Here is an 18,838-nt window from a genome sequence, read left to right as displayed (position 1 = left end):
CTAGCTTGTACCTGTGAACGAGATGAGCAGGATGCTCAATTCAGCGAGCAGGAAACCGATCAGGGCACCTGCGGCCACATCGGTCAAATAGTGCAATCCCAGTATGACGCGTGACAGCATGACCAGCACGGCAAAGGGAAGCACCACAACCAATAATTGCGGTACAAACGTTGCCGTGAGAGTAGTGAACATAACGGCATGCAACGTATGGCCGCTGGGGAAGCTGTAGCGATCCAATGGTGGCATTGTGCAGGGAATTTCAAACGAGATGTAAGGACGCTCACGGCATAGCCAATTTTTCAGGCCACGATAGAGTAATCCGCCGACAGCTGCGGTTAGGCCAAATTCTACGGCAATGACCCAGCCATACCAGCCCTTGAATAGCGGAATGCTCAGACATAATGCAATCCAGGCGGGGGCGTCGCCCAAGCGGCTAACCCAGCGCAGAATAAATAATACGGGACGATAGGCGCCAAGACGGGCTAGACGATTACACGCTTTCCATTCCAGCAAGTCGAGTCGTTTAAATACGGGATATATGCGATCTGCCATCTCCCACCTCCTGTGCTTGATGCAGATAGTTGACAAAAGTGTCACCTATTCGATGCCATTCCAATGGCTCAACTTTCTTGCGTGCAGCGGCGCCAAATTGCTTGATCATATCCACATCATCGCAAAGCGATGCTGCGGCGTCGATGAAACTATTGGCGTTATCCGTGGGCACAAGATATCCCTCTATGCCATGTTCAACCAACTCTCCGGCAGCGGCATAGTCAAAGGCTACTATGGCCAAGCCACTGGCCATCGCTTCTGTAACCACGTTGCCAAAGGTTTCCGAAAGAGAAGGGAAGACGAAGATATCAGCGCTGGCATAGTAACGAGCAAGCGTTTCACCGCGCTGAAAGCCGGCGAAGATGGCCCACGGCAGGCGACGCTCCAGATGCTGGCGCTGGGGGCCGTCTCCGACCAATACCGCAATGAGCGCTGGATGACGTTGACGCATCGCCTCGAATGTCTTGATCAGTAGATCCATGTTCTTTTCTGCTGCGAGGCGCCCGACGTACAACGCAACGGGGCGGCTTTCGTCGGCTTGCCATTGTGTTCGCAATGTCATGTCACGCCGTGCCGGTGAGAAATGCCTGCAGTCTAATCCACGGCTCATGACCTGAACATTACAATACCCCCAGGCTGTTAATGTATTGGCCTGAGCTTGAGTGGGCACCAAGGTGATTGCGGTACGGTTGTGGAAGCGACGCAGGTAAGGCCGCACCAACGGGCGCAGCAGTTTCAGCATGATGTAATGCGTGCTGTACTGATCGAAATTGGTATGAAAGCCACTGACCACAGGAATATCGAGATGTCTGGCGGCACGCTGAGCGCTTAACCCCAATGGACCTTCGGTAGCGATATAAACGACATCGGGGCGTTGTTCTTTCCATAAGCGACGCAGTTTGAGCGGCATGGGTATCCCCATGCTGACACCCTCATAATCGGGGATGGGAATCGCGAAGCTATGGAGTTCCGCGCTCATATTGCTATCGAGCGCACCATCGCGGGGTTTGGGGCGTATCAACTGCAGCTCGAATCCTCGTGAAGCGAGGTGATCAGCCAGATGCCCCAGGGTATGGGCGACGCCGTTAATTTCCGGTGCCCATGTTTCACTGACGAAAGCAATACGCGACATGGCGTGTTTCCGTGGATGCGCTTGATGACTATGCAAAGGCTTCATGACATTGTCGCGACTGCCAAAATGAAATTAAACATTATGCTCAACGTAACAGCCGTCTTGGATCGACAGGTTTGCCTGCATTACGAGTATCAAACAGCAAATCATAGCGACCAGTACGCGCATTACGCCCAATACGACATAGCGGCGTACCGGGTTTTACCTGGACGCCTTCTGTAATCTCTAGATGGTTGCATTGAGCATAAACGGTTTGCAGATTATGGGCATGATGAATAATGACTACTTCTCCCAATTGGCGCATCCCACCGGCGAATTTGACCGTGCCTGAAGCGACGGCCCGAGCCACTTTCTCGTCGCCTGCTTCGATAAGCATTGGCTGCAAGCTACCACGAGCATCTGGACCGAATTCTCGGCGTACGTGACCACCGGTGAGAGGCCAAGGCCAATTTCCGACACCCTTGGGTAACGGTGCAGGCGGGCTTTGACGCGCCTTGGCGATTTGCTGGCGTTTACTGACACTGCCGCTTCCCATGGGAATGGATATCAATTGACCAATACGCAGATTGCGCGGATCGAGGCCGGAATTGGCCGCCGAAAGACGGGCGACCGAAGTGCCAAAATGCGCGGCTATGTTGCCGTAGGTATCGCCAGGACGTATCTGATAACGATATGCGCCACTACCGGGGGCACGTTCCTGAGGCGTGGGCATCAGTAAGCGCTGTCCGATACGCAAATCGGTGGCGTTGACACCAGGATTGAAGCGCTGCAGACGTAACAGCGGTATGTTGCCCTGGCGCGCCAGTCGGTGAAGCGTGTCGCCGCGCTGCACGGTCACCCATCCGCCCGATGATGATGTCACACTGCCAGCACAGCCACCGAGTACGAGCAAGGCCGCCAATATCAACCACTGCAGCGGGAAAGAAGCCTGTCCTTGTCGTGCCAAAGTGCGTTGAGCCATGCCTGAAAGCGTTCCTTATACATCATGTCGCTGGAATAATCGCCGCCAATCATCCAGTCCGGTATGTCGAGGCGGCGAGCATAAAGTGAAATATCGTCGCTACGTCCGCATAAAAATGCCCAGAAGCTGGTCGAGGACTGCCGATAATCAAGTGTAATGTCGATGATCCCGGCCAAGCGCGCACCAAGCAGATGAATGACCTGGGCACTGCCACCGGCTTTGGGTTTAAGAAGATGATTATACGGGCTTTGCTGGGCGGAGTGTTTGGCGGATGTAAATCGCGTGCCCTCGGCAAAATTATAAATGGCCATGGGTAATTCCTGAGCGCTTTCACACATCCTGCGGGTTGTTTCCAAATCACGCTGGGCAAGGCCAGGGTCACGTGCCAGATGCTCCCGTGAATAGCGGCGCATGAAGGGAAATTCAAGCGCCCACCAAGCAAATCCGATAACAGGGATCCATATCAGCTGGCGCTTGAGAAAGAAGCGTGGCATGGGCGTATGCCCGTAGAGTGCAAACTGCAATATGAAAATATCGGTCCAGCTACGGTGATTGACCAGGATCAGCCACCAGGCATCAGGCGAGAGATCATCGGGAAGATGAATATCAAAGCGTGGTTTTAGCCAGTGCCGTATCCACCAGTTATTGGTGGCTATCCATGCCAGCGCAATACGGTTAAGTCCTTTGAGCACACCAAGGCGCAGGCGATGTGTCGGCATGAGTAACTTGATAATGGCAAGTATATACAGAGGTACGCACCAGAACAGTGTGTTCAAGACCAGCAGCATGAGGCTAACCAGCCCTTTGCCTGTTGCAGCTATCTCTGTGCCAAGATTCTTTTTGACCATTACTCTAAAGTCGTCATGATTTCGAAGCCCATGCTACTGGATAGCAACACTGCTGCCCAGCTTTGAGCAGCAGTGCTTCAGCGGGGAGTGATTTTATCAGTGCCGTCATGACCCGATCATGGGGATAGCCTATACTGCGGTGCATTGAAAAATACCGTTGCCGTGCTGCTGCACGGCTTATTTTTTTTGGCTGATTCAGAGAGGATCAGAGGAGGTAACCATTGCGGGGTCTTCCAGCGACACTGCCCATCTTGTTTGTGTGTGAAATCTGTTTCCTGCTGGGGCATGGTTTGATCATGACTCTGCTAGGGGTGCGCATGTCACTCGAAGGTTTTCCTTCGCAGATGGCAGGTCTCTTGATGTCGAGCTTCTCGCTTGGCTTCGTGGCAGGAAGCTATCTGCTGGAAAAGCGCATCCGCTCGGTAGGCCACATTCGTGTATTTGCAGCCTGTGCCGCGATACTCGCGGTCACCGCCATGTTGCATGGGTTATGGGTTAATCCGTGGGCGTGGCTCGTATGGCGCGTCTTTGGCGGTGCGGCAACCGCCGGTCTTCTGATGGTCATGGAATCATGGGTGTCAGGCGAGTCGACAAACGATAATCGCGGCAAAGTGTTGGCGTGGTATCTGGTGCTATCAACCGCCTCGCTGGCGGGCGGTCAGTGGATGCTCAACCTGGCTGATCCCACTACTACGGTACTCTTCACGATCAGTGGCATTCTGTTTGCGCTATCGCTAATTCCGCTGTCGATTTACCGTATTCATGGGCCGAGCCGATCAAGCCATGAAACCGCGCATAAATTGCCGCTAAAGACGCTCTACAGTCGCGCACCGGTCGGGCTGGTAGGCGCGTTTGTGGCAGGTTTGATGGTCCAGGCTTTCTTTGCAATGACGCCGTATTATGGTCAGGAAATCGGACTTTCTACCGCCCAGACGGCACAATTCATGGCGATTACGACGTTGGTGGCACTTTTCGCACAATGGACGCTGGGGCGCATTTCCGATCACCTCGATCGTCGCAAGGTTATTTTGTTCATGAGTGTGGTAATGGCTTTTTCAGGCGCGCTGATTTCTCAGGTGGCGCGGTTTGATTACCTTATATTGCTGCTGGCGGCCTGTCTGCATACGGCCATGCTGCATACGCTCTATTCGATTTGTCTGGCACATACCAATGATTGGCTGGAGCCGGAAGAGACGATACAGGCCAATGCCAAGCTGCTGATCTGGTATGGCATCGGTTCGGTCATCGGCCCGTACAGTGCATCGCTTGCGATGGAAGCCTTCGGTCCTGATGGATTATGGATGTTCCTGGGAGCCGTGGCATTGGCGCTTGGTATTTTCGTCATGACCCGTCTGCATGGGCGGCGTAGCTGGCGTCCCGAGGTGGCACAGGAGCCTTATGTGCCGACGCCAACGCTTATGGAGTCGACCTCGCACTATATTGATCTCGATCCCCGTTACGAGCCTCAGCAGCTCGAGATCAATTTTGGTGAAGCTGCCTGATGCCATGTCATGTTCATGTGGCGTCTTGCGGGTGTTAATCAGCGCAACTGAGCAATAGCCTGTTGCACCGCTCGGCGGTATGTCGTGCCAAATAGCAGTAGATGGTTGAGTAGCGGGTATAGCTGGAAAAGTGCGCGGCGGCGCGTCCAGTCTTCGGGGCGCTGCCCGTTCCAGTAAGCCTCATAAAAGGCGGCGCCGGGTGTGCCGAACAGCTCAAGCATGGCTATATCGACGTCGGGATAATGCCGGTATACAGCGGGATCGATGAGCGCTGGCCCTCTATCGCTATAGAGAACGTTACCGCTCCATAGATCACCATGCAGCAGACTGGCCGGAACGTCGGGCAGCCATTCTTCTAAGGTGTTGGCGACATGCTCAAGGTTTCGCATGTCTTGTTCATCAAGCTTGCCTTGCTCAAGACAGGCGCGGCCAAGCGGAAGCAGGCGCTGTTCGCGCTGAAATATGCGCCCATCGTCACTGAGGGTATTGTTCTGTCGCGTCGTGCCGGCGGCGTTGTTTTGTGACCATCCGTGCTGTTCACCTTTTACGCCATGCAACTGGCGTAGGCCTTCGCCCAGTTGGGTGGGGTTAGGCCTACCGCTCTCGAGATACTCCGTCACCAAGACATCATCAAGCACACCGATGATTTCTGGAATGATCAAGCCAGTACCGGCGCCACGCAGTGCGCGTAGTCCATCGGCTTCGGCCTGGATCATGCAGGTGTCAGCGTGCTTGACCACTACTTGCCCCTGATCACTGTCGACACGCCAGACCTGACCGATATCGCCACCGCTGAGCGGTATCGCCTTGCCATAGGCGGTCAGGCCGATAGATTTGAGTACAGCAGACGGTTCGATAGCAGTCATAGGCCTGTTTTCTTGTTCATTCAGAGGAGGATGTGACCGGGTCGCTCGATGCTCGCGTCGATGGCTCTGGTTTGACCTTTCTGTCTCTGTTGTCAAAGGCTTTCTGGCTTTCCTGAAACAGCTTCTGTAGTTCCATCATCGCTTGCTGATCGCTGCGTATTAGCTCATCGCTGTTGTTACGATGCTGATAACCTTGCTTCAGGAGTTCGTTATCGAACTCTCTGAAGGTGCGCACGGCATCATTGGCGTAGGTGCCGGGATAGCCGAGTTCACGTAGTACCTCGACACTCATTTCCATGCTGGAAGCGAAGGTTTCGCGCACAACGGATGTGATGCCTAACTCCATTAATCTCCACCCGTGGTGGCGATTGCGGGCCCGGGCAAATACTTTTAAATGCGGAAAATGCTGGCGAGCTAGACGGCCAATGGTCAAGGCCGCTTCTTCATCATCGACTGCAATGACCAGCATCCGGGCTTGTTCGGCACCTGCAGCACGCAGGAGCTCCAGCCGTGTAGCGTCAGCGTAGTAAATGCGTGAGCCAAATTGTCGAATGAATTCGACCTGCTTGATGTTGGGGTCAAGCGCAGTAAAGGGGATATTCTGCGTTTTCAAGACACGGGCCACCATCTGGCCAAAACGACCTAATCCGGCAATCAACACGGGAGGCGTGTCCTCGCCAAAGTCATTATCAAAAGGACGATTATCCTTTAGACGATTGCCGAGTCTTCCGCCTAGTTGGTAGAGAAATGGCGTGAGCGCCATAGAGAGAGTTACTGCGGCAATACAGAGACTCGCAATACGCTGATCGAACACTCCGGCAGTGACCGCTGTGGTCAATAACACGAAATCAAATTCACCGCCTTGGGAAAGTACCGTGGCAAACAAGGGAATGCTTGAACGTGGTAATCGTGCCACAAGGCCAATCAGTGCCAGTACCACGAGCTTGGCCACGAGTAGGGCAAGAGTAATGATAATGACGGTGAACAGGTTACTGAAAACCAGGCTTAAATTGACAGCCATGCCTACGCCAATGAAGAACAGCCCAAGCAGAAGCCCCTTGAACGGTTCAATGTTGGCTTCGAGTTCATGACGATAAACGGTGTCCGCCAGCAGTACCCCGGCGAGAAAGGCACCCAGCGCCATGGATAGACCGACCCATTCCATCAGCAGCGCTGTGCCTAGTACCATGAAAAGCGCAGCAGCAGTAAAGACTTCATGCACTTCGCTGCGCGCCACAAGGCGGAGCACACGTGGGACCACAAAGCGCCCGACGACAATAACTGCTACGACCATGCCAACACCACGGCCAATGGCCAGCCAGGTATCACCTGAATGTTTGCCTATATCCCCGGCAAACAAGGGCAGTAGCGCAAGGAGCGGAATAACCGCCAGATCCTGAAAAAGCAAAATAGCAAATGCTGATTGGCCATGAGCCGTAGCCAGATGCTGGTTATCGGTCAGTACCTGCAGAGCGAAAGCGGTGGACGATAGCGCCAGAATCAGCCCGAGTAGAATGGAAGGCCCCGTGTTGAGGCCGAGAAAAAGTCCCAGCGGCGTAAGCAGTGCCCCGCATAGCAGTAGCTGTGCGCTACCTAGCCCGAATAATCGCTTCTTCATGGCCCATAGCCGAGAGGGCTGCAGTTCCAAGCCAATGATGAACAAAAGCATGACAACGCCGAACTCGGCGAAATGAAGAACGGCTTCCGGCTCGGCGATAAAGCCTGTAATCGAAGGGCCAAGAATAAGTCCCGCGCACAGGTAACCCAGTATCGAGCCCAGGCCAAGACGTTGAAAAAGAGGAACAGCAATGACAGCGGCGCCGAGCAAGATCGCAGCTTCGACGAAGAAAGACATGGGGTGTTTCCTTATGTGTGATGGCCCATGCTAAAGCGCTGGCCTGATAAGAACCAGCGTCATGATTGATTGTATTTACGCTACTTGTTTTGTCGCAGCATGAAGAAGTGGCAAAAATCGTTTTAATCAGGCAAAAGCGCGTGCGTAGTGACGTAATCGTTGAATTCGGTAAAACCGCCGATGTGAACCTGATCAAGGAATATTTGCGGCACGGTTTCAACGGGCTTGCCGGCTTTTTTTGCCATATCTGCCTTGCTGATACCTTGTTGATAGATATCAATGTAATGAAACTGAAAATCGTCGCGCTGTGATTGAATTTTTTCAGCGAGTGCTTGGGCGCGGACACAAAATGAACAACCAGGACGACCGAAAATCTCAGCGAGCATAAAACGAATGTTCTCCGATGTAGCTATGTATACGTTGAACTCAATGCATTGAAAACGTTATGTGTGAACGTTGACGCTGATTAATGCAACTGCCCGCTATCTGCGCGTTCGATCAACTGCTTGATCTCGGCATGAAGATCGGGGGCAGAGACGAGTAAGTTTTCACCGTAGAGTTCAGGTGGAATACCGTCCGGGCAACGATAGATATGGCCGGCCTTGGCACCTGCCTCACGTGCTATCAGCAAACCTGCGGCAAAATCCCATGGCGATGTGCTTTCATAATAGGCATCAAGCCGACCGCATGCGACGGCGCACAAATCCAGGGCAGCGGCGCCATTACGGCGAATATCGCGGCAGTGTTCGAGTATCAGCTGCAAGCGGCGCAGTAGTGGGAGGCGGGCGTCACGGTCATAAGGGAATCCCGTGCCTACCAGTGCTTCTTCAAGACGCTTGGCTTTGCTCGCGGTTATCGGCTGGCCGTTCATGTTAGCACCCTCGCCACGCAGTGCAGTGAACGTTTCGTCAAGAAAAGGAGCATGAACGACACCCAACCTGGTTTTACCGTTTTCTGCCCAGGCAATGGAGACTGCGACATGGTGTTGCCCATGGGCGAAATTGACCGTGCCGTCAATCGGGTCGACTATCCATAGCGGTCCTTCCTGATTGAGCATGTCCCGATCGGGCGACAGCTCCTCGGTCAGTCTGGCTTCACCGGGAAAGGCTTCTTCAAGCGCCGAAGCGATGTACTCATCGATCGCGACATCCACTTCAGTGACCAATTCGCTACCATACTTGTAGCTCTGCTTGAAGTCTGCGTTCTGTCGAGCTTGCTTGATGCGCTCACCCGCTTCCTGAGCGATCTCGATGGCTATGGCTAGTCGTCGTTCGGGGGTCATGCCGTCTCCCGTAGTAGTTTGTGTGGCTTGAGCGCCAGGCTGACATAATCCTTGAAGCGCTATGTCAAGATAGACGATAGGTACTGCACTCTGGCATAACACGGATAGTTCGCAGCGCTAACTTCGCATAGATGGTACCAGAGCCATTCAACGTTTTACCGGACGCTTTTGCAGTTTACGTTGCAGGGTACGCCGATGCATGCCAAGGCTTCTGGCTGTAGCTGAAATGTTGCCATCGTTTTCCTGCAGCACGCGTTGGATGTGTTCCCAAGTCAACCGATTGACCGAAGGAGGATTCTCTGCGATTTCCGTATCTGGATTACCGGCTTCGCTATCGAGTGAGGCTAGAATCTCATCGGCATCGGCGGGCTTGCAGAGATAATTGACAGCGCCCAGCTTGATAGCCTCGACGGCGGTAGCAATACTGGAATAACCGGTGAGGATGACAGCTCGGCATTCCGGCTGGATATCAAGCAGTTCAGGCAACAACTTAAGCCCTGAGCTTTCGGTCAGCTTCAGGTCAATGGTGGCATAATCCGGCGGATTGCCCTTGGCGAGCTCCAGTGCTTTTTCGGGTGTGTTGGCTACCATCACGTCATATCCGCGACGCTTCATGGCGCGCGCCATGACTTGGCAGAACAGTTCGTCATCGTCAACGATTAGAAAGGGTATCTTTTCTTCCATCTTCTCACCTTAAGCGCGCTCGCTGGCACGAGGTAGACGTACTTCCGTCAGAGTTCCGCCGTCTTCATGATTGTACAATCTTACCCCACCTCCGAAACGGTTGATCGTTGAATGGGTCAAAAACAGGCCGATTCCCATGCCTTTTGACTTGGTCGATACGAAGGTGTCACCAAGCTGATGGGCGATTTCCAGAGGGATGCCGGGGCCGTGGTCGCGAATATCAATAACCACTTCCTCTTCGCTCCAGTCGAGCTGAAGCTCGATATCGTCAGGGTTGGCGTCGGCAGCATTGTTAAGCAGATTCATCAACGCCTGCTCAAGTGTGGTGTCCACAGCGATCTGTGCCTGCCGTTTGCCAGCAACGTTAAGCTGATAGGTAACGTCAGGGCGAATGACGAGCCAATGCTGGACCACCTTTTCGAACCACTGCACGAGATCGTAATACTGGGGTTTATCGGCATGGTGTCTTTCAGCGTTGGCAACAAGTGCGCGCAGATGCTTCTTGCATGACTCGACTTGCCCCTTCAGTAAAGCAATATCTTCTTGGAGCAGGGCATTATCCTTGGCGTCTTCCCTCATTTCGGAGAGCAAAACCGCCATGGTGGCCAGTGGTGTGCCTAACTCATGGGCAGTTCCTGCTGCCTGACTTGCAACAGCAAGAATCTGTTCGTTGCGTAGGACAGCTTCGCGTGTACGGGAAAGACTGCTGTCACGGTGCCGGAGCGCATGGGCCATTTTGTAGATAAAAAACGTCACCAGTACTGTACACAAGCCAAAGGTCAGCCACATTCCCAGCACATGCAGTGATACGGCCGTACCGAAAATAGTGTCGCGAAGTTCGGGAAGGGGCTCGTAGAAAAGCATTAAAAAGGTATACGCCAATATGGCGGCTATCGCGATGATCAGCGTATGACGCCAAGAGAGGGTCGCGGCGGCAATGGTAATCGGTACCAAGTAGTACATGACCACCGGATTGGTCGACCCACCGGTGAAATAGAACACCACCGTCAGGCCAATGATGTCGAACAGAAGATGAATGACATACTCGGTATCCGTCACTGCGCGGGGTTGGCCCAAGCGCCACCAGGTAGCCACATTGATCAACCCCATCAGCACGATGGTCGTGATGATCGGCAAGACGTGAAGTTGAAAACCGATGACTTCAATGCCGAAGATGATCGCGCCGAGGAACCCTGTCCAACTGATCCCACGAGCGATCGTCAGGCGAATAAGATTGAGGTTGGGCGTGGAAAGTGGCAGCGGTTGATGCATCGATAGCGTCCGGAAGGCTTCATGAGCCCGTAAGAGGAAAGCATTTCAACCTTATGTTAACTCATCCTTGCGCGAAGATAAGTCTCCATCCTGTATTGAGCTAAAAGAACGGGAGAAAGGTTTCATGCATGGCTGGGTAAGATGAGATAGCGCTTGTTTGCCTGCTGATAAAAGCAACAGTGCTATGGAAGAATGCTTTTATGCGTCCTTGTAATATAACTACATATTTAGCTCTAAATGCAAAATGGCCAACCCGAATGGGTTGGCCACTGATAGTGTTGCCAGTCACCGTTCATGGCACGGTGACCTTGGCTCTCTATTGCATTACAGCGTAGGAGAGAGAGACGCAGGATGACTGATGAGATGACCAAACGACTCGACGGCGTACTGCTGGGTATCGGTCGCTTTCACATCATAGCGGCGATAGGAAACCGATTTGGGCGCCATGGCCTGATGGCGCTCCTGATTCCTGCGCTGCCGCATCAGTTCATCTTCCTGAAGCATAATTTCATGTCCGCCTTTCATAACCGCCTCCTTCAGGTGGTTAGCGAGTCATCAGGTCAATCCCAATGTCTGATGAGGTTATTCTAGATTAGACTAAGGTCTTGTGAAAGTAATTTTACTACATTTTTTGCGAATAGCTTGAGAAACACTTGAAGGACATGATTGCTTTATCGCTGCGCCTGCTTTAGGTCCGCTTCTTCCTGTATGTCATTTGCCCTACAATACGCACCAACATTCAGCTCGCATGTTCAGGCATATAATCGCGTCTACATGCATGCCACTCTTATTGTGAAATTCCTATATGACAGATACTGCTATTGCTCAGGCAGCCAGCATCAGAAGAACATTTGCCATCATTTCTCACCCTGATGCGGGTAAGACAACCATCACCGAGAAGCTCCTTCTGTTTGGTAATGCCATTCAGATCGCCGGAGCGGTTAAGAGCAAGCGTGATGCACGCCATGCCACTTCCGACTGGATGAAAATGGAGCAGGAGCGTGGGATCTCCGTCACCACGTCGGTGATGCAGTTTCCCTACAAGGAGCGCATCGTCAATCTGCTCGATACACCAGGGCATGAGGATTTCTCCGAAGATACCTACCGAACGCTGACTGCGGTCGATTCCGCCTTGATGGTAGTAGATGCCGCCAAAGGTGTTGAGGAACGGACCATCAAGTTGATGGAAGTCTGCCGCCTGCGTACGACACCGATCCTGACCTTCGTCAATAAAATGGATCGTGAAACACGTGATCCTATCGAAGTAATGGATGAGATCGAGACAGTACTGAGCATCCAGTGCGCACCGATCACCTGGCCGATTGGAATGGGTAAGCAGTTTCGCGGCGTCTACCATCTGGTGAATGACACCATCCATCTCTACAAGCAGGGGCAGGGCAATCGTATTCCCGATGATGTTCGCATCGAAGGTATCGATAGTGCTGAGGTCGACGAGGTACTGGGTAAATATGTTGCTGAAGAACTGCGTGGTGAAATCGAACTGGTGCGTGGCGCTTCCCACGAGTTCGATCTCGAGGCCTATCGTCGCGGCGAAATGACGCCGGTGTTTTTCGGCACGGCGATGGGGAACTTCGGGGTGCGTGAAATGCTCGACGGCTTCGTCGAATATGCGCCGGGGCCCCAAGCGCGCGACACTGATGCGCGTGAAGTGGATGCTAATGATGAACGCTTCACTGGGTTTGTGTTCAAGATTCAGGCCAATATGGACCCGCGCCATCGCGACCGTGTTGCCTTTCTGCGTGTCTGTTCCGGTAAGTACGACAAGAATATGAAGATGCGTCATGTACGCTTGGGCAAGGATGTGAAAATTGCCGATGCCTTGACGTTTATGGCGGCTGACCGTGCGCACGTCGAAGAAGCATGGCCGGGCGATATCATTGGTCTGCACAATCACGGCACGATTCAGATCGGTGATACGTTTACCGCAGGTGAAGATATGCGTTTCACCGGTATTCCTCACTTTGCACCGGAGCTTTTCAAGCGCGTAAGACTGCGTGATCCGCTCAAGGCCAAGCAGCTGCAAAAAGGCTTGCAGCAGTTATCCGAGGAGGGCGCTACGCAGGTGTTCATGCCGCTTGATAATAATGACTTGATCGTGGGCGCGGTGGGAACGCTGCAGTTTGACGTTGTCGCGCACCGTCTCAAGGATGAATACAAGGTTGACTGTATCTATGAGCCGGTCAACGTACAAACCGCGCGCTGGATTTACGGTGATGCCAGAAAGGTTGATGAATTCCGCAACAAGGCCAGTGATAACCTGGCGCTGGATGGCGGAGGCTATCTGACGTACCTGGCGCCTACACGTGTGAATCTCCAGCTGACGCAGGAGCGCTGGCCGGATATCGAGTTCAGAGCGACGCGCGAGCACTGAGCAATAGATACGCTATGCTGAAGTCGATGGAATCAAGCTAGGCCAGATTTTGGTGACAAGGACGTCTTGTATGAGCAATTTCTTGAAGGAATTCCGCGAGTTTGCGGTTAGAGGTAACGTCGTCGACATGGCGGTGGGTATCGTTGTAGGTACGGCCTTTACCTCTATCGTCAACAGTCTGGTTAAGGATATCTTTACTCCCTTTATCGGGTTGGTCACCGGGGGGATGAACTTTGCCAATCTCTTCGCTGTGCTCAAGCAAGGCGCCACGCCGGGGCCATACACTACGCTTGCGGATGCTCAGGCGGCCGGGGCGGTAACGGTCAATTACGGCATGTTCATCAACTCGATGATTACCTTCGTGATTGTTGCCTTCGCTGCGTTCTTGTTGATCAAGAACATCAACAGGCTAAAGAATCTTCATCACCAGCCGGAAGCACAGCCGACCGCGCCGACAACCAAGAGCTGCCCGTTCTGTATCAGCAAGATTCCCATCGAGGCGACGCGCTGTCCTGCCTGTACATCAGAGCAGCCTGCGTCTGAACAACCTTCAATCTAGTGAATATTTAATGCCATGCTGATAGATGCTCACTGCCATCTCGATTTCGATGTGTTCGAACCCGATCGCGAGGCGATGTTTGAACGTGCGAAGAAAAACGGAGTGGAACACTTCATCGTGCCGGCCACGACGCGTAAGCGCTGGCCGGATGTGTTGACCTTGGGGAAACGGGCTGATGTCAGCGTGTGCCTTGGGCTGCATCCGTATTTTCTGGATGAGCACGGTGATGATGATGTCGATGCGCTTGAAGATACCTTGAAGCACAACGAGCATGTAATCGCCATTGGCGAATGCGGTGTTGATGCCCGCGTTGAAGATGACCGCCAGTGGGCTCTGTTTGATGCCCAGCTAAAATTGGCCAAGCGTCTCGATCTGCCGGTGGTGATTCACTGCGTTCATCTCAATGATCAAGTAGCCAAGCGGCTGAGACAACTTGATTTGCCGCGCAGGGGAGTTGTGCACGCTTATGCCGGAAGCTGGCAGCAAGCCGAGCGCTTTCTTGATCTCGGTTATGTGCTGGGTGTGGGTGGGCCGGTCACCCATGATCGCGCGCAGAAGCTCAAGGGCGTGATCGAGAAGTTGCCAGATGATGGCTTCGTATTTGAGTCGGATGCGCCTGACATGGTGCCTCAGGGCTTAGAAGGGCGTAATGAGCCAGGCAACATGATTCAAGTCATCGAAGAAGTCGCTCGGCTACGTAACACGGATTACGCCACCTTGATAGCGAATACGCAGCGAAACATCGAGCGCGTTTTTGCGCTCGATTTATCGTGATACGTGCTGGCCTGGCAGTAATCGACAAGCTGTCTGTCAGCAGCATCAGGAAGATATGACGCCGTCTTGCATAGTGGCAAAGCTTTCTGGGTCCAGCCGTTCGAGTGGGTAAGGCAGAGGTAGCAGTTCGACCGGCATGTCATTGAGTCTGAACTCAGGCATGACATCTTTCTGTGTCACAACAGCCAAGAACTCAATCCCGCTTTCCTGCACTGGCGCGGCAAGCACTACGTCGCCAAGTGATTTGCCTGTGGCGTCAGTAAGCGCGGCTTCATTGCCTATGGGCATATCATCGATGTCTTTACTTCCAAATCGCATCAGACGTTTCTTGACCTGCCCTCGGTAATGGGCGCGCGCCACGACTTCCTGACCGGTATAGCAGCCTTTCTTGAAACTGATACCGCCTAGTGCTTCCCAATTGAGCATCTGAGGCAGAAATGCCTCACGCTGCGCTTCACTCACCCATGCAAGCCCAGCACGAATATCCAGGAGCTTCCATACGTCGTTGCTATTGAGCTTGGCTACTGTCGTCACTGTATCCCAGCGCGCAATCATGGTCTGGACATCAGCGATCATGACAAAACGAGAGGGCTCACCAGGATGACGTGTGACAACCATTTCCTCGTGCAGCGTCATGGTCCAGTCATGAGAAGGGACAGCGCTGTAGGCCTTTAGCGCGGTAGTTGTGTTCTGCCCTGAGAGGCCGACGATGGCAAGGTCCTGACGCAGGCGTAATTCGGTTTTATAAAACACCGCATACTTGGCTAGATGCGCGCGCAGCGTCTCGGCAACGCTGGCATCGAGCAACAACCAGTAGCGCTCGGTGTCGACACGCATCAGCTGCGCATTGGCAATCATGCGGCCTTTCGGAGTACAGAACGCGGTGGGTGGCGCTACATGACCATTGGCCTGAGTGACCTGCGCGCTCGTCTGGCCTTGAAGAAATTTTTCGCTGTCCGGACCCTCGATTTCAATGATTGCCAGATGGACGAGCGGAATAAGGGCCGTATCTGTCTCGCTCACAGGGAGGTGGAAGATAATCCGGTGATGAGCGTCAAATTGACCCCCTTGTGCGCTTAAATGCGTATGCCAGGCACTATTGTCATTTGGAGTCTTTGCATGCATGTCGATCTCCGAGCATGGGAAGGCTGTTTGCGGGCGGCTGCGCTGGCCGCAAGGATTTGTTAACGTGATGATATGTGGGCAAGCAGCCTTTTTTGCAACTAGGCTGGTGCATGATCAATCTGCCGTGTTGAGGCAGTAGCAGGAGAATATGATGGCTGTTTCATTAACGTTGGAAGGCTTGAAAGGGGTTGATGACGTCAACCGCGTCACGACCGCACTGATGGAGCTCGATGGCGTCGATAGTGTCGAGGTGGCACGTGAGTGGGCCGAAATTGAAGGACGGGTCAAGGAAAGTACCTTGGTCCAGACCGTAGAACGTCTAGGTTATCGGGTTAAACGCTAATATTAGCTGCTGGGCAATATCTTGCAGTGGGTCAATACGCAGGCAGAATCTGCCTGCGTAGTTATCTCCTCAAACGATGCCATCGAATCGGAGAGCAGTCATGAGCATCCTGATCGAAACCGAACGGCAAGGCGCCCTGCGTCAACGCATCACTGCCGCTAATATTGATGCCTTGTATGCAGACGTGCCTTTAGATAAAGGCGGTGAAGGTGGCGTGCCGGATCCACATGATTATTTTGATATGTCGCTGGGTACCTGCAAGGCGCTAACGGTCATGCTTTATGCCCGAAAAAAGGAAATGCCGCTTGAGGGGGTCACTGTTCGCGTCTCCCGTGATGATAGCGATGAACGCAACGGCCACTATCGCCTTGAGGTGACTATCGAACTAGCGGGGGAGCTCAGCGCACAAGCGCGTGATCGCCTGCTTGAGGTGGCTGAGAATTGCCCTATCCATAAATTGATGACCACCAGTGCGGTCGAAACTTCCACGTCTGCACATATGACTACGGTTTAGCGTCCTGGTCTTGAAGCGTGGCGTTTCGCCCTCATATAACGTTTTCATTGTCTATTCTGACTACTGAACCCGATGGACAGAGTGTACTGAGACGGCGTTTTTAGCGTCGTCTTTGTCGTTGACGGGGAGGGCATGCATGGCCAAGCAGTTTCGTATCAATTCCAAGTATCAGCCAGCGGGCGATCAGCCCAAGGCGATTGAAAGCCTCGTCAACGGCCTTGAATCGGGTCTGGCTCATCAGACGCTGCTCGGCGTAACCGGCTCGGGCAAGACGTTCACCATGGCTAATGTCGTGGAGCGCTTGCAGCGGCCCACTATCGTGATGGCCCCGAACAAGACGCTCGCTGCGCAGCTTTACGGGGAATTCAAATCGTTTTTTCCCGATAATGCTATCGAGTATTTCGTTTCTTATTACGACTACTATCAGCCCGAAGCTTATGTGCCGTCTTCGGATACATTTATCGAGAAAGATGCCTCGATCAATGACCATATCGAACAGATGCGTCTCTCGGCGACCAAAGCGCTGCTGGAGCGTCGCGATGCGCTGATTGTGGTATCGGTTTCAGCTATCTACGGTCTAGGCGATCCCGATCAGTACTTGAAGATGCGTTTGCACTTTACGCGCGGTGAGCAGATCGATCAGCGTTCCTTCCTGCGTCGTCTTGCCGAGCTGCAATATACACGCAATGACATGGATTTTCGGCGCGGTACCTACCGGGTGCGCGGTGATGTCATCGATGTATTTCCTGCTGATTCGGAGGAGGAGGCGGTGCGTGTCGAGTTATTCGATGATGAGATCGACTCGATCAGCCTTTTCGACCCGCTGACTGGTGAAGTGCGCGGTAAGCTGCCGCGCATGACAATTTACCCCAAGAGCCACTATGTAACGCCGCGTGACACCATTCTTGAAGCGATCGAGAGTATCAAGGGTGAGCTCAAGGAGCGACTGGATTGGATGCGCAAGCATGACAAGTTGGTCGAGGCTCAGCGGCTTGAGCAGCGCACGCTTTATGACATCGAGATGATGTTGGAACTGGGTTACTGCAACGGGATCGAGAACTACTCACGCTATCTCTCGGGCCGTGCACCCGGTCAGGCGCCACCTACCTTCTTCGATTACCTGCCTGATGATGCGCTGGTCTTCATTGATGAGTCGCATGTCAGTGTGCCTCAGGTAGGCGGTATGTATCGTGGTGACCGCTCTCGTAAGGAAACGTTGGTGGAATATGGTTTCCGGCTGCCTTCGGCGCTGGATAACCGTCCCATGATGTTCGAGGAGTGGGAGCGTATTCTACCGCAGACGGTATTTGTGTCGGCAACGCCTGGGCCGTACGAAGCCGAGCATGCCGGTCAGGTGGTTGAGCAGGTCGTGCGCCCGACGGGGCTGGTCGATCCAGAAATTGAAGTCCGCCCGGCAACGACCCAGGTAGACGATCTGCTTTCCGAAATTCATTTGCGCCTTGAAGTCGGTGAGCGTGTGCTGGTGACGACGCTGACCAAGCGTATGGCCGAAGACCTGACCGAGTATCTCGATGAACATGATATCCGCGTACGCTATCTGCATTCGGATATCGATACCGTTGAGCGTGTCGAGATCATTCGTGACCTGCGGCTGGGCAAGTTCGACGTTCTGGTAGGTATCAACCTGCTACGAGAAGGACTCGATATCCCCGAAGTCTCGCTGGTAGCGATTCTTGATGCTGATAAAGAAGGCTTCCTGCGTGCCGAGCGGTCGCTGATTCAGACAATCGGGCGCGCGGCGCGTAATGCGCACGGTAAGGCGATTTTATACGGTGATCGCATTACCAATTCAATGCAGAAGGCCATTGACGAGACCGAACGGCGCCGTGCCAAACAGGTGGCGTTCAACGAAGAGCATGGCATTACGCCGCGCACTATTTCGAAAAATGTTGCTGACATCATGGAAGCCGCGCAAGCGCCGGGCTCTCGGCGCGGTCGTAAGCGTGGTGATCGTCAGGCGGCGGAGCCGGAAGCTCGATATGATGCCAAGACGCTCAAGACCATGAGTGTTGCCGACGTCACCAAAGAGATTACTCGGCTTGAAGATGAAATGTATGAAGCGGCGCAGAACCTGGAGTTTGAAACGGCCGCTGCGCTGCGTGATCGCATCAATGTGCTCAATGAACGTCTCATTGAATTGAAATAATGATAGGAGG

Annotated in this window: 19 protein-coding genes; 7 read left to right on the top strand and 12 right to left on the bottom strand. The window is 53.4% G+C overall.

All coding sequences use genetic code 11. The features are described from left to right. From C3Z11_RS12295 to C3Z11_RS12280, 4 genes are all read right to left on the bottom strand, one after another. On the bottom strand, window positions 1–552 hold the full coding sequence (locus tag C3Z11_RS12295; RefSeq protein WP_106478249.1) for a phosphatase PAP2 family protein: 552 nt from the start codon (window positions 550–552) through the stop codon (window positions 1–3). After that, window positions 524–1,684 carry a glycosyltransferase family 4 protein gene (locus C3Z11_RS12290; protein ID WP_106478248.1) on the bottom strand — a complete coding sequence of 387 codons (1,161 nt, stop codon included), beginning with the start codon at window positions 1,682–1,684 and terminating at the stop codon, window positions 524–526. The genes C3Z11_RS12295 and C3Z11_RS12290 overlap by 29 nt, the downstream gene beginning before the upstream one ends. An 85-nt stretch (window positions 1,685–1,769) precedes the next feature. After that, window positions 1,770–2,645: a M23 family metallopeptidase gene (locus C3Z11_RS12285; RefSeq protein ID WP_106478247.1), complete on the bottom strand. Its 876-nt coding sequence runs from the start codon at window positions 2,643–2,645 to the stop codon at window positions 1,770–1,772. Further along, a complete protein-coding gene (locus tag C3Z11_RS12280; protein WP_317450676.1) occupies window positions 2,588–3,433 on the bottom strand; it encodes an acyltransferase in 846 nt (281 codons plus the stop codon). Before C3Z11_RS12280 ends, C3Z11_RS12285 begins: the two co-directional genes overlap by 58 nt. A 317-nt stretch (window positions 3,434–3,750) precedes the next feature. Here C3Z11_RS12280 and C3Z11_RS12275 point away from each other — a divergent pair, with 317 nt between their 5' ends. Then, window positions 3,751–4,995, top strand: coding sequence for an MFS transporter (locus C3Z11_RS12275; protein WP_262927403.1), 1,245 nt, complete (start codon window positions 3,751–3,753; stop codon window positions 4,993–4,995). Between the two features lie 38 nt (window positions 4,996–5,033). Here C3Z11_RS12275 and C3Z11_RS12270 read toward each other — a convergent pair whose 3' ends face one another. The 7 genes from C3Z11_RS12270 to C3Z11_RS12240 all read right to left on the bottom strand — a co-directional run bounded on the left by C3Z11_RS12270 (window position 5,034) and on the right by C3Z11_RS12240 (window position 11,479). Next, window positions 5,034–5,861, bottom strand: coding sequence for a fructosamine kinase family protein (locus C3Z11_RS12270; protein WP_106478244.1), 828 nt, complete (start codon window positions 5,859–5,861; stop codon window positions 5,034–5,036). Between the two features lie 16 nt (window positions 5,862–5,877). Further along, on the bottom strand, window positions 5,878–7,716 hold the full coding sequence (locus C3Z11_RS12265; protein WP_106478243.1) for a monovalent cation:proton antiporter-2 (CPA2) family protein: 1,839 nt from the start codon (window positions 7,714–7,716) through the stop codon (window positions 5,878–5,880). Window positions 7,717–7,838: 122 nt separating this feature from the next. Beyond that, window positions 7,839–8,102: a GrxA family glutaredoxin gene (locus C3Z11_RS12260; protein WP_106478242.1), complete on the bottom strand. Its 264-nt coding sequence runs from the start codon at window positions 8,100–8,102 to the stop codon at window positions 7,839–7,841. Between the two features lie 80 nt (window positions 8,103–8,182). After that, window positions 8,183–8,998 (bottom strand): inositol monophosphatase family protein, encoded by an 816-nt coding sequence (locus tag C3Z11_RS12255; RefSeq protein WP_106478241.1) that lies wholly within the window; start codon window positions 8,996–8,998, stop codon window positions 8,183–8,185. Between the two features lie 147 nt (window positions 8,999–9,145). Beyond that, entirely contained in the window at window positions 9,146–9,682 is a 537-nt protein-coding gene (locus C3Z11_RS12250; protein ID WP_106478240.1) for a response regulator transcription factor, read from the bottom strand. 9 nt (window positions 9,683–9,691) lie between these two features. Beyond that, on the bottom strand, window positions 9,692–10,954 hold the full coding sequence (locus C3Z11_RS12245) for an ATP-binding protein (RefSeq protein ID WP_106478239.1): 1,263 nt from the start codon (window positions 10,952–10,954) through the stop codon (window positions 9,692–9,694). A 324-nt stretch (window positions 10,955–11,278) separates the two neighbouring features. After that, a complete protein-coding gene (locus tag C3Z11_RS12240; protein WP_106478238.1) occupies window positions 11,279–11,479 on the bottom strand; it encodes a hypothetical protein in 201 nt (66 codons plus the stop codon). Between the two features lie 280 nt (window positions 11,480–11,759). Here C3Z11_RS12240 and C3Z11_RS12235 point away from each other — a divergent pair, with 280 nt between their 5' ends. The 3 genes from C3Z11_RS12235 to C3Z11_RS12225 all read left to right on the top strand — a co-directional run bounded on the left by C3Z11_RS12235 (window position 11,760) and on the right by C3Z11_RS12225 (window position 14,679). Beyond that, the gene (locus C3Z11_RS12235; RefSeq protein WP_106478237.1) at window positions 11,760–13,346 is read left to right on the top strand and encodes a peptide chain release factor 3; all 1,587 of its coding nucleotides are present in this window, start codon (window positions 11,760–11,762) and stop codon (window positions 13,344–13,346) included. A 70-nt stretch (window positions 13,347–13,416) separates the two neighbouring features. Further along, window positions 13,417–13,905, top strand: a complete 489-nt coding sequence (gene mscL / locus C3Z11_RS12230) for a large conductance mechanosensitive channel protein MscL (protein WP_106478236.1) — start codon at window positions 13,417–13,419, stop codon at window positions 13,903–13,905. A gap of 15 nt (window positions 13,906–13,920) precedes the next feature. Continuing rightward, window positions 13,921–14,679 carry a TatD family hydrolase gene (locus tag C3Z11_RS12225; protein WP_106478235.1) on the top strand — a complete coding sequence of 253 codons (759 nt, stop codon included), beginning with the start codon at window positions 13,921–13,923 and terminating at the stop codon, window positions 14,677–14,679. A 45-nt stretch (window positions 14,680–14,724) separates the two neighbouring features. Here C3Z11_RS12225 and ygfZ read toward each other — a convergent pair whose 3' ends face one another. Further along, window positions 14,725–15,804, bottom strand: coding sequence for a CAF17-like 4Fe-4S cluster assembly/insertion protein YgfZ (gene ygfZ / locus C3Z11_RS12220; protein WP_106478234.1), 1,080 nt, complete (start codon window positions 15,802–15,804; stop codon window positions 14,725–14,727). Window positions 15,805–15,955: 151 nt separating this feature from the next. Between ygfZ and C3Z11_RS12215 the strand changes: the two genes are divergently transcribed. The 3 genes from C3Z11_RS12215 (at window position 15,956) to uvrB (ending at window position 18,828) form a co-directional block, all read left to right on the top strand. Further along, window positions 15,956–16,147 (top strand): heavy-metal-associated domain-containing protein, encoded by a 192-nt coding sequence (locus tag C3Z11_RS12215; RefSeq protein WP_317450675.1) that lies wholly within the window; start codon window positions 15,956–15,958, stop codon window positions 16,145–16,147. 100 nt (window positions 16,148–16,247) lie between these two features. Next, a complete protein-coding gene (locus C3Z11_RS12210) occupies window positions 16,248–16,661 on the top strand; it encodes an OsmC family protein (protein ID WP_106478232.1) in 414 nt (137 codons plus the stop codon). Between the two features lie 136 nt (window positions 16,662–16,797). Further along, window positions 16,798–18,828 (top strand): excinuclease ABC subunit UvrB, encoded by a 2,031-nt coding sequence (uvrB, locus tag C3Z11_RS12205; protein WP_106478231.1) that lies wholly within the window; start codon window positions 16,798–16,800, stop codon window positions 18,826–18,828. Window positions 18,829–18,838 lie beyond the last annotated feature (10 nt).

This window comes from Phytohalomonas tamaricis (assembly GCF_003012345.1).
GTDB lineage: Bacteria > Pseudomonadota > Gammaproteobacteria > Pseudomonadales > Halomonadaceae > Phytohalomonas > Phytohalomonas tamaricis.
The sequence above is the reverse complement of the archived record's forward strand: the minus strand, read 5'-3'. Positions and strand labels throughout refer to the sequence as shown.

Bases quoted from the DNA above. Each gene is read 5' to 3' on its own strand.
- C3Z11_RS12295 (WP_106478249.1), bottom strand. From the start codon at position 552: ATGGCAGATCGCATATATCCCGTATTTAAACGACTCGACTTGCTGGAA.
- C3Z11_RS12290 (WP_106478248.1), bottom strand. From the start codon at position 1,684: ATGTCGCGTATTGCTTTCGTCAGTGAAACATGGGCACCGGAAATTAAC.
- C3Z11_RS12285 (WP_106478247.1), bottom strand. From the start codon at position 2,645: ATGGCTCAACGCACTTTGGCACGACAAGGACAGGCTTCTTTCCCGCTG.
- C3Z11_RS12280 (WP_317450676.1), bottom strand. From the start codon at position 3,433: ATGCTGCTGGTCTTGAACACACTGTTCTGGTGCGTACCTCTGTATATA.
- C3Z11_RS12270 (WP_106478244.1), bottom strand. From the start codon at position 5,861: ATGACTGCTATCGAACCGTCTGCTGTACTCAAATCTATCGGCCTGACC.
- C3Z11_RS12265 (WP_106478243.1), bottom strand. From the start codon at position 7,716: ATGTCTTTCTTCGTCGAAGCTGCGATCTTGCTCGGCGCCGCTGTCATT.
- C3Z11_RS12260 (WP_106478242.1), bottom strand. From the start codon at position 8,102: ATGCTCGCTGAGATTTTCGGTCGTCCTGGTTGTTCATTTTGTGTCCGC.
- C3Z11_RS12255 (WP_106478241.1), bottom strand. From the start codon at position 8,998: ATGACCCCCGAACGACGACTAGCCATAGCCATCGAGATCGCTCAGGAA.
- C3Z11_RS12250 (WP_106478240.1), bottom strand. From the start codon at position 9,682: ATGGAAGAAAAGATACCCTTTCTAATCGTTGACGATGACGAACTGTTC.
- C3Z11_RS12245 (WP_106478239.1), bottom strand. From the start codon at position 10,954: ATGCATCAACCGCTGCCACTTTCCACGCCCAACCTCAATCTTATTCGC.
- C3Z11_RS12240 (WP_106478238.1), bottom strand. From the start codon at position 11,479: ATGAAAGGCGGACATGAAATTATGCTTCAGGAAGATGAACTGATGCGG.
- C3Z11_RS12235 (WP_106478237.1), top strand. From the start codon at position 11,760: ATGACAGATACTGCTATTGCTCAGGCAGCCAGCATCAGAAGAACATTT.
- mscL (WP_106478236.1), top strand. From the start codon at position 13,417: ATGAGCAATTTCTTGAAGGAATTCCGCGAGTTTGCGGTTAGAGGTAAC.
- C3Z11_RS12225 (WP_106478235.1), top strand. From the start codon at position 13,921: ATGCTGATAGATGCTCACTGCCATCTCGATTTCGATGTGTTCGAACCC.
- ygfZ (WP_106478234.1), bottom strand. From the start codon at position 15,804: ATGCATGCAAAGACTCCAAATGACAATAGTGCCTGGCATACGCATTTA.
- C3Z11_RS12215 (WP_317450675.1), top strand. From the start codon at position 15,956: ATGGCTGTTTCATTAACGTTGGAAGGCTTGAAAGGGGTTGATGACGTC.
- C3Z11_RS12210 (WP_106478232.1), top strand. From the start codon at position 16,248: ATGAGCATCCTGATCGAAACCGAACGGCAAGGCGCCCTGCGTCAACGC.
- uvrB (WP_106478231.1), top strand. From the start codon at position 16,798: ATGGCCAAGCAGTTTCGTATCAATTCCAAGTATCAGCCAGCGGGCGAT.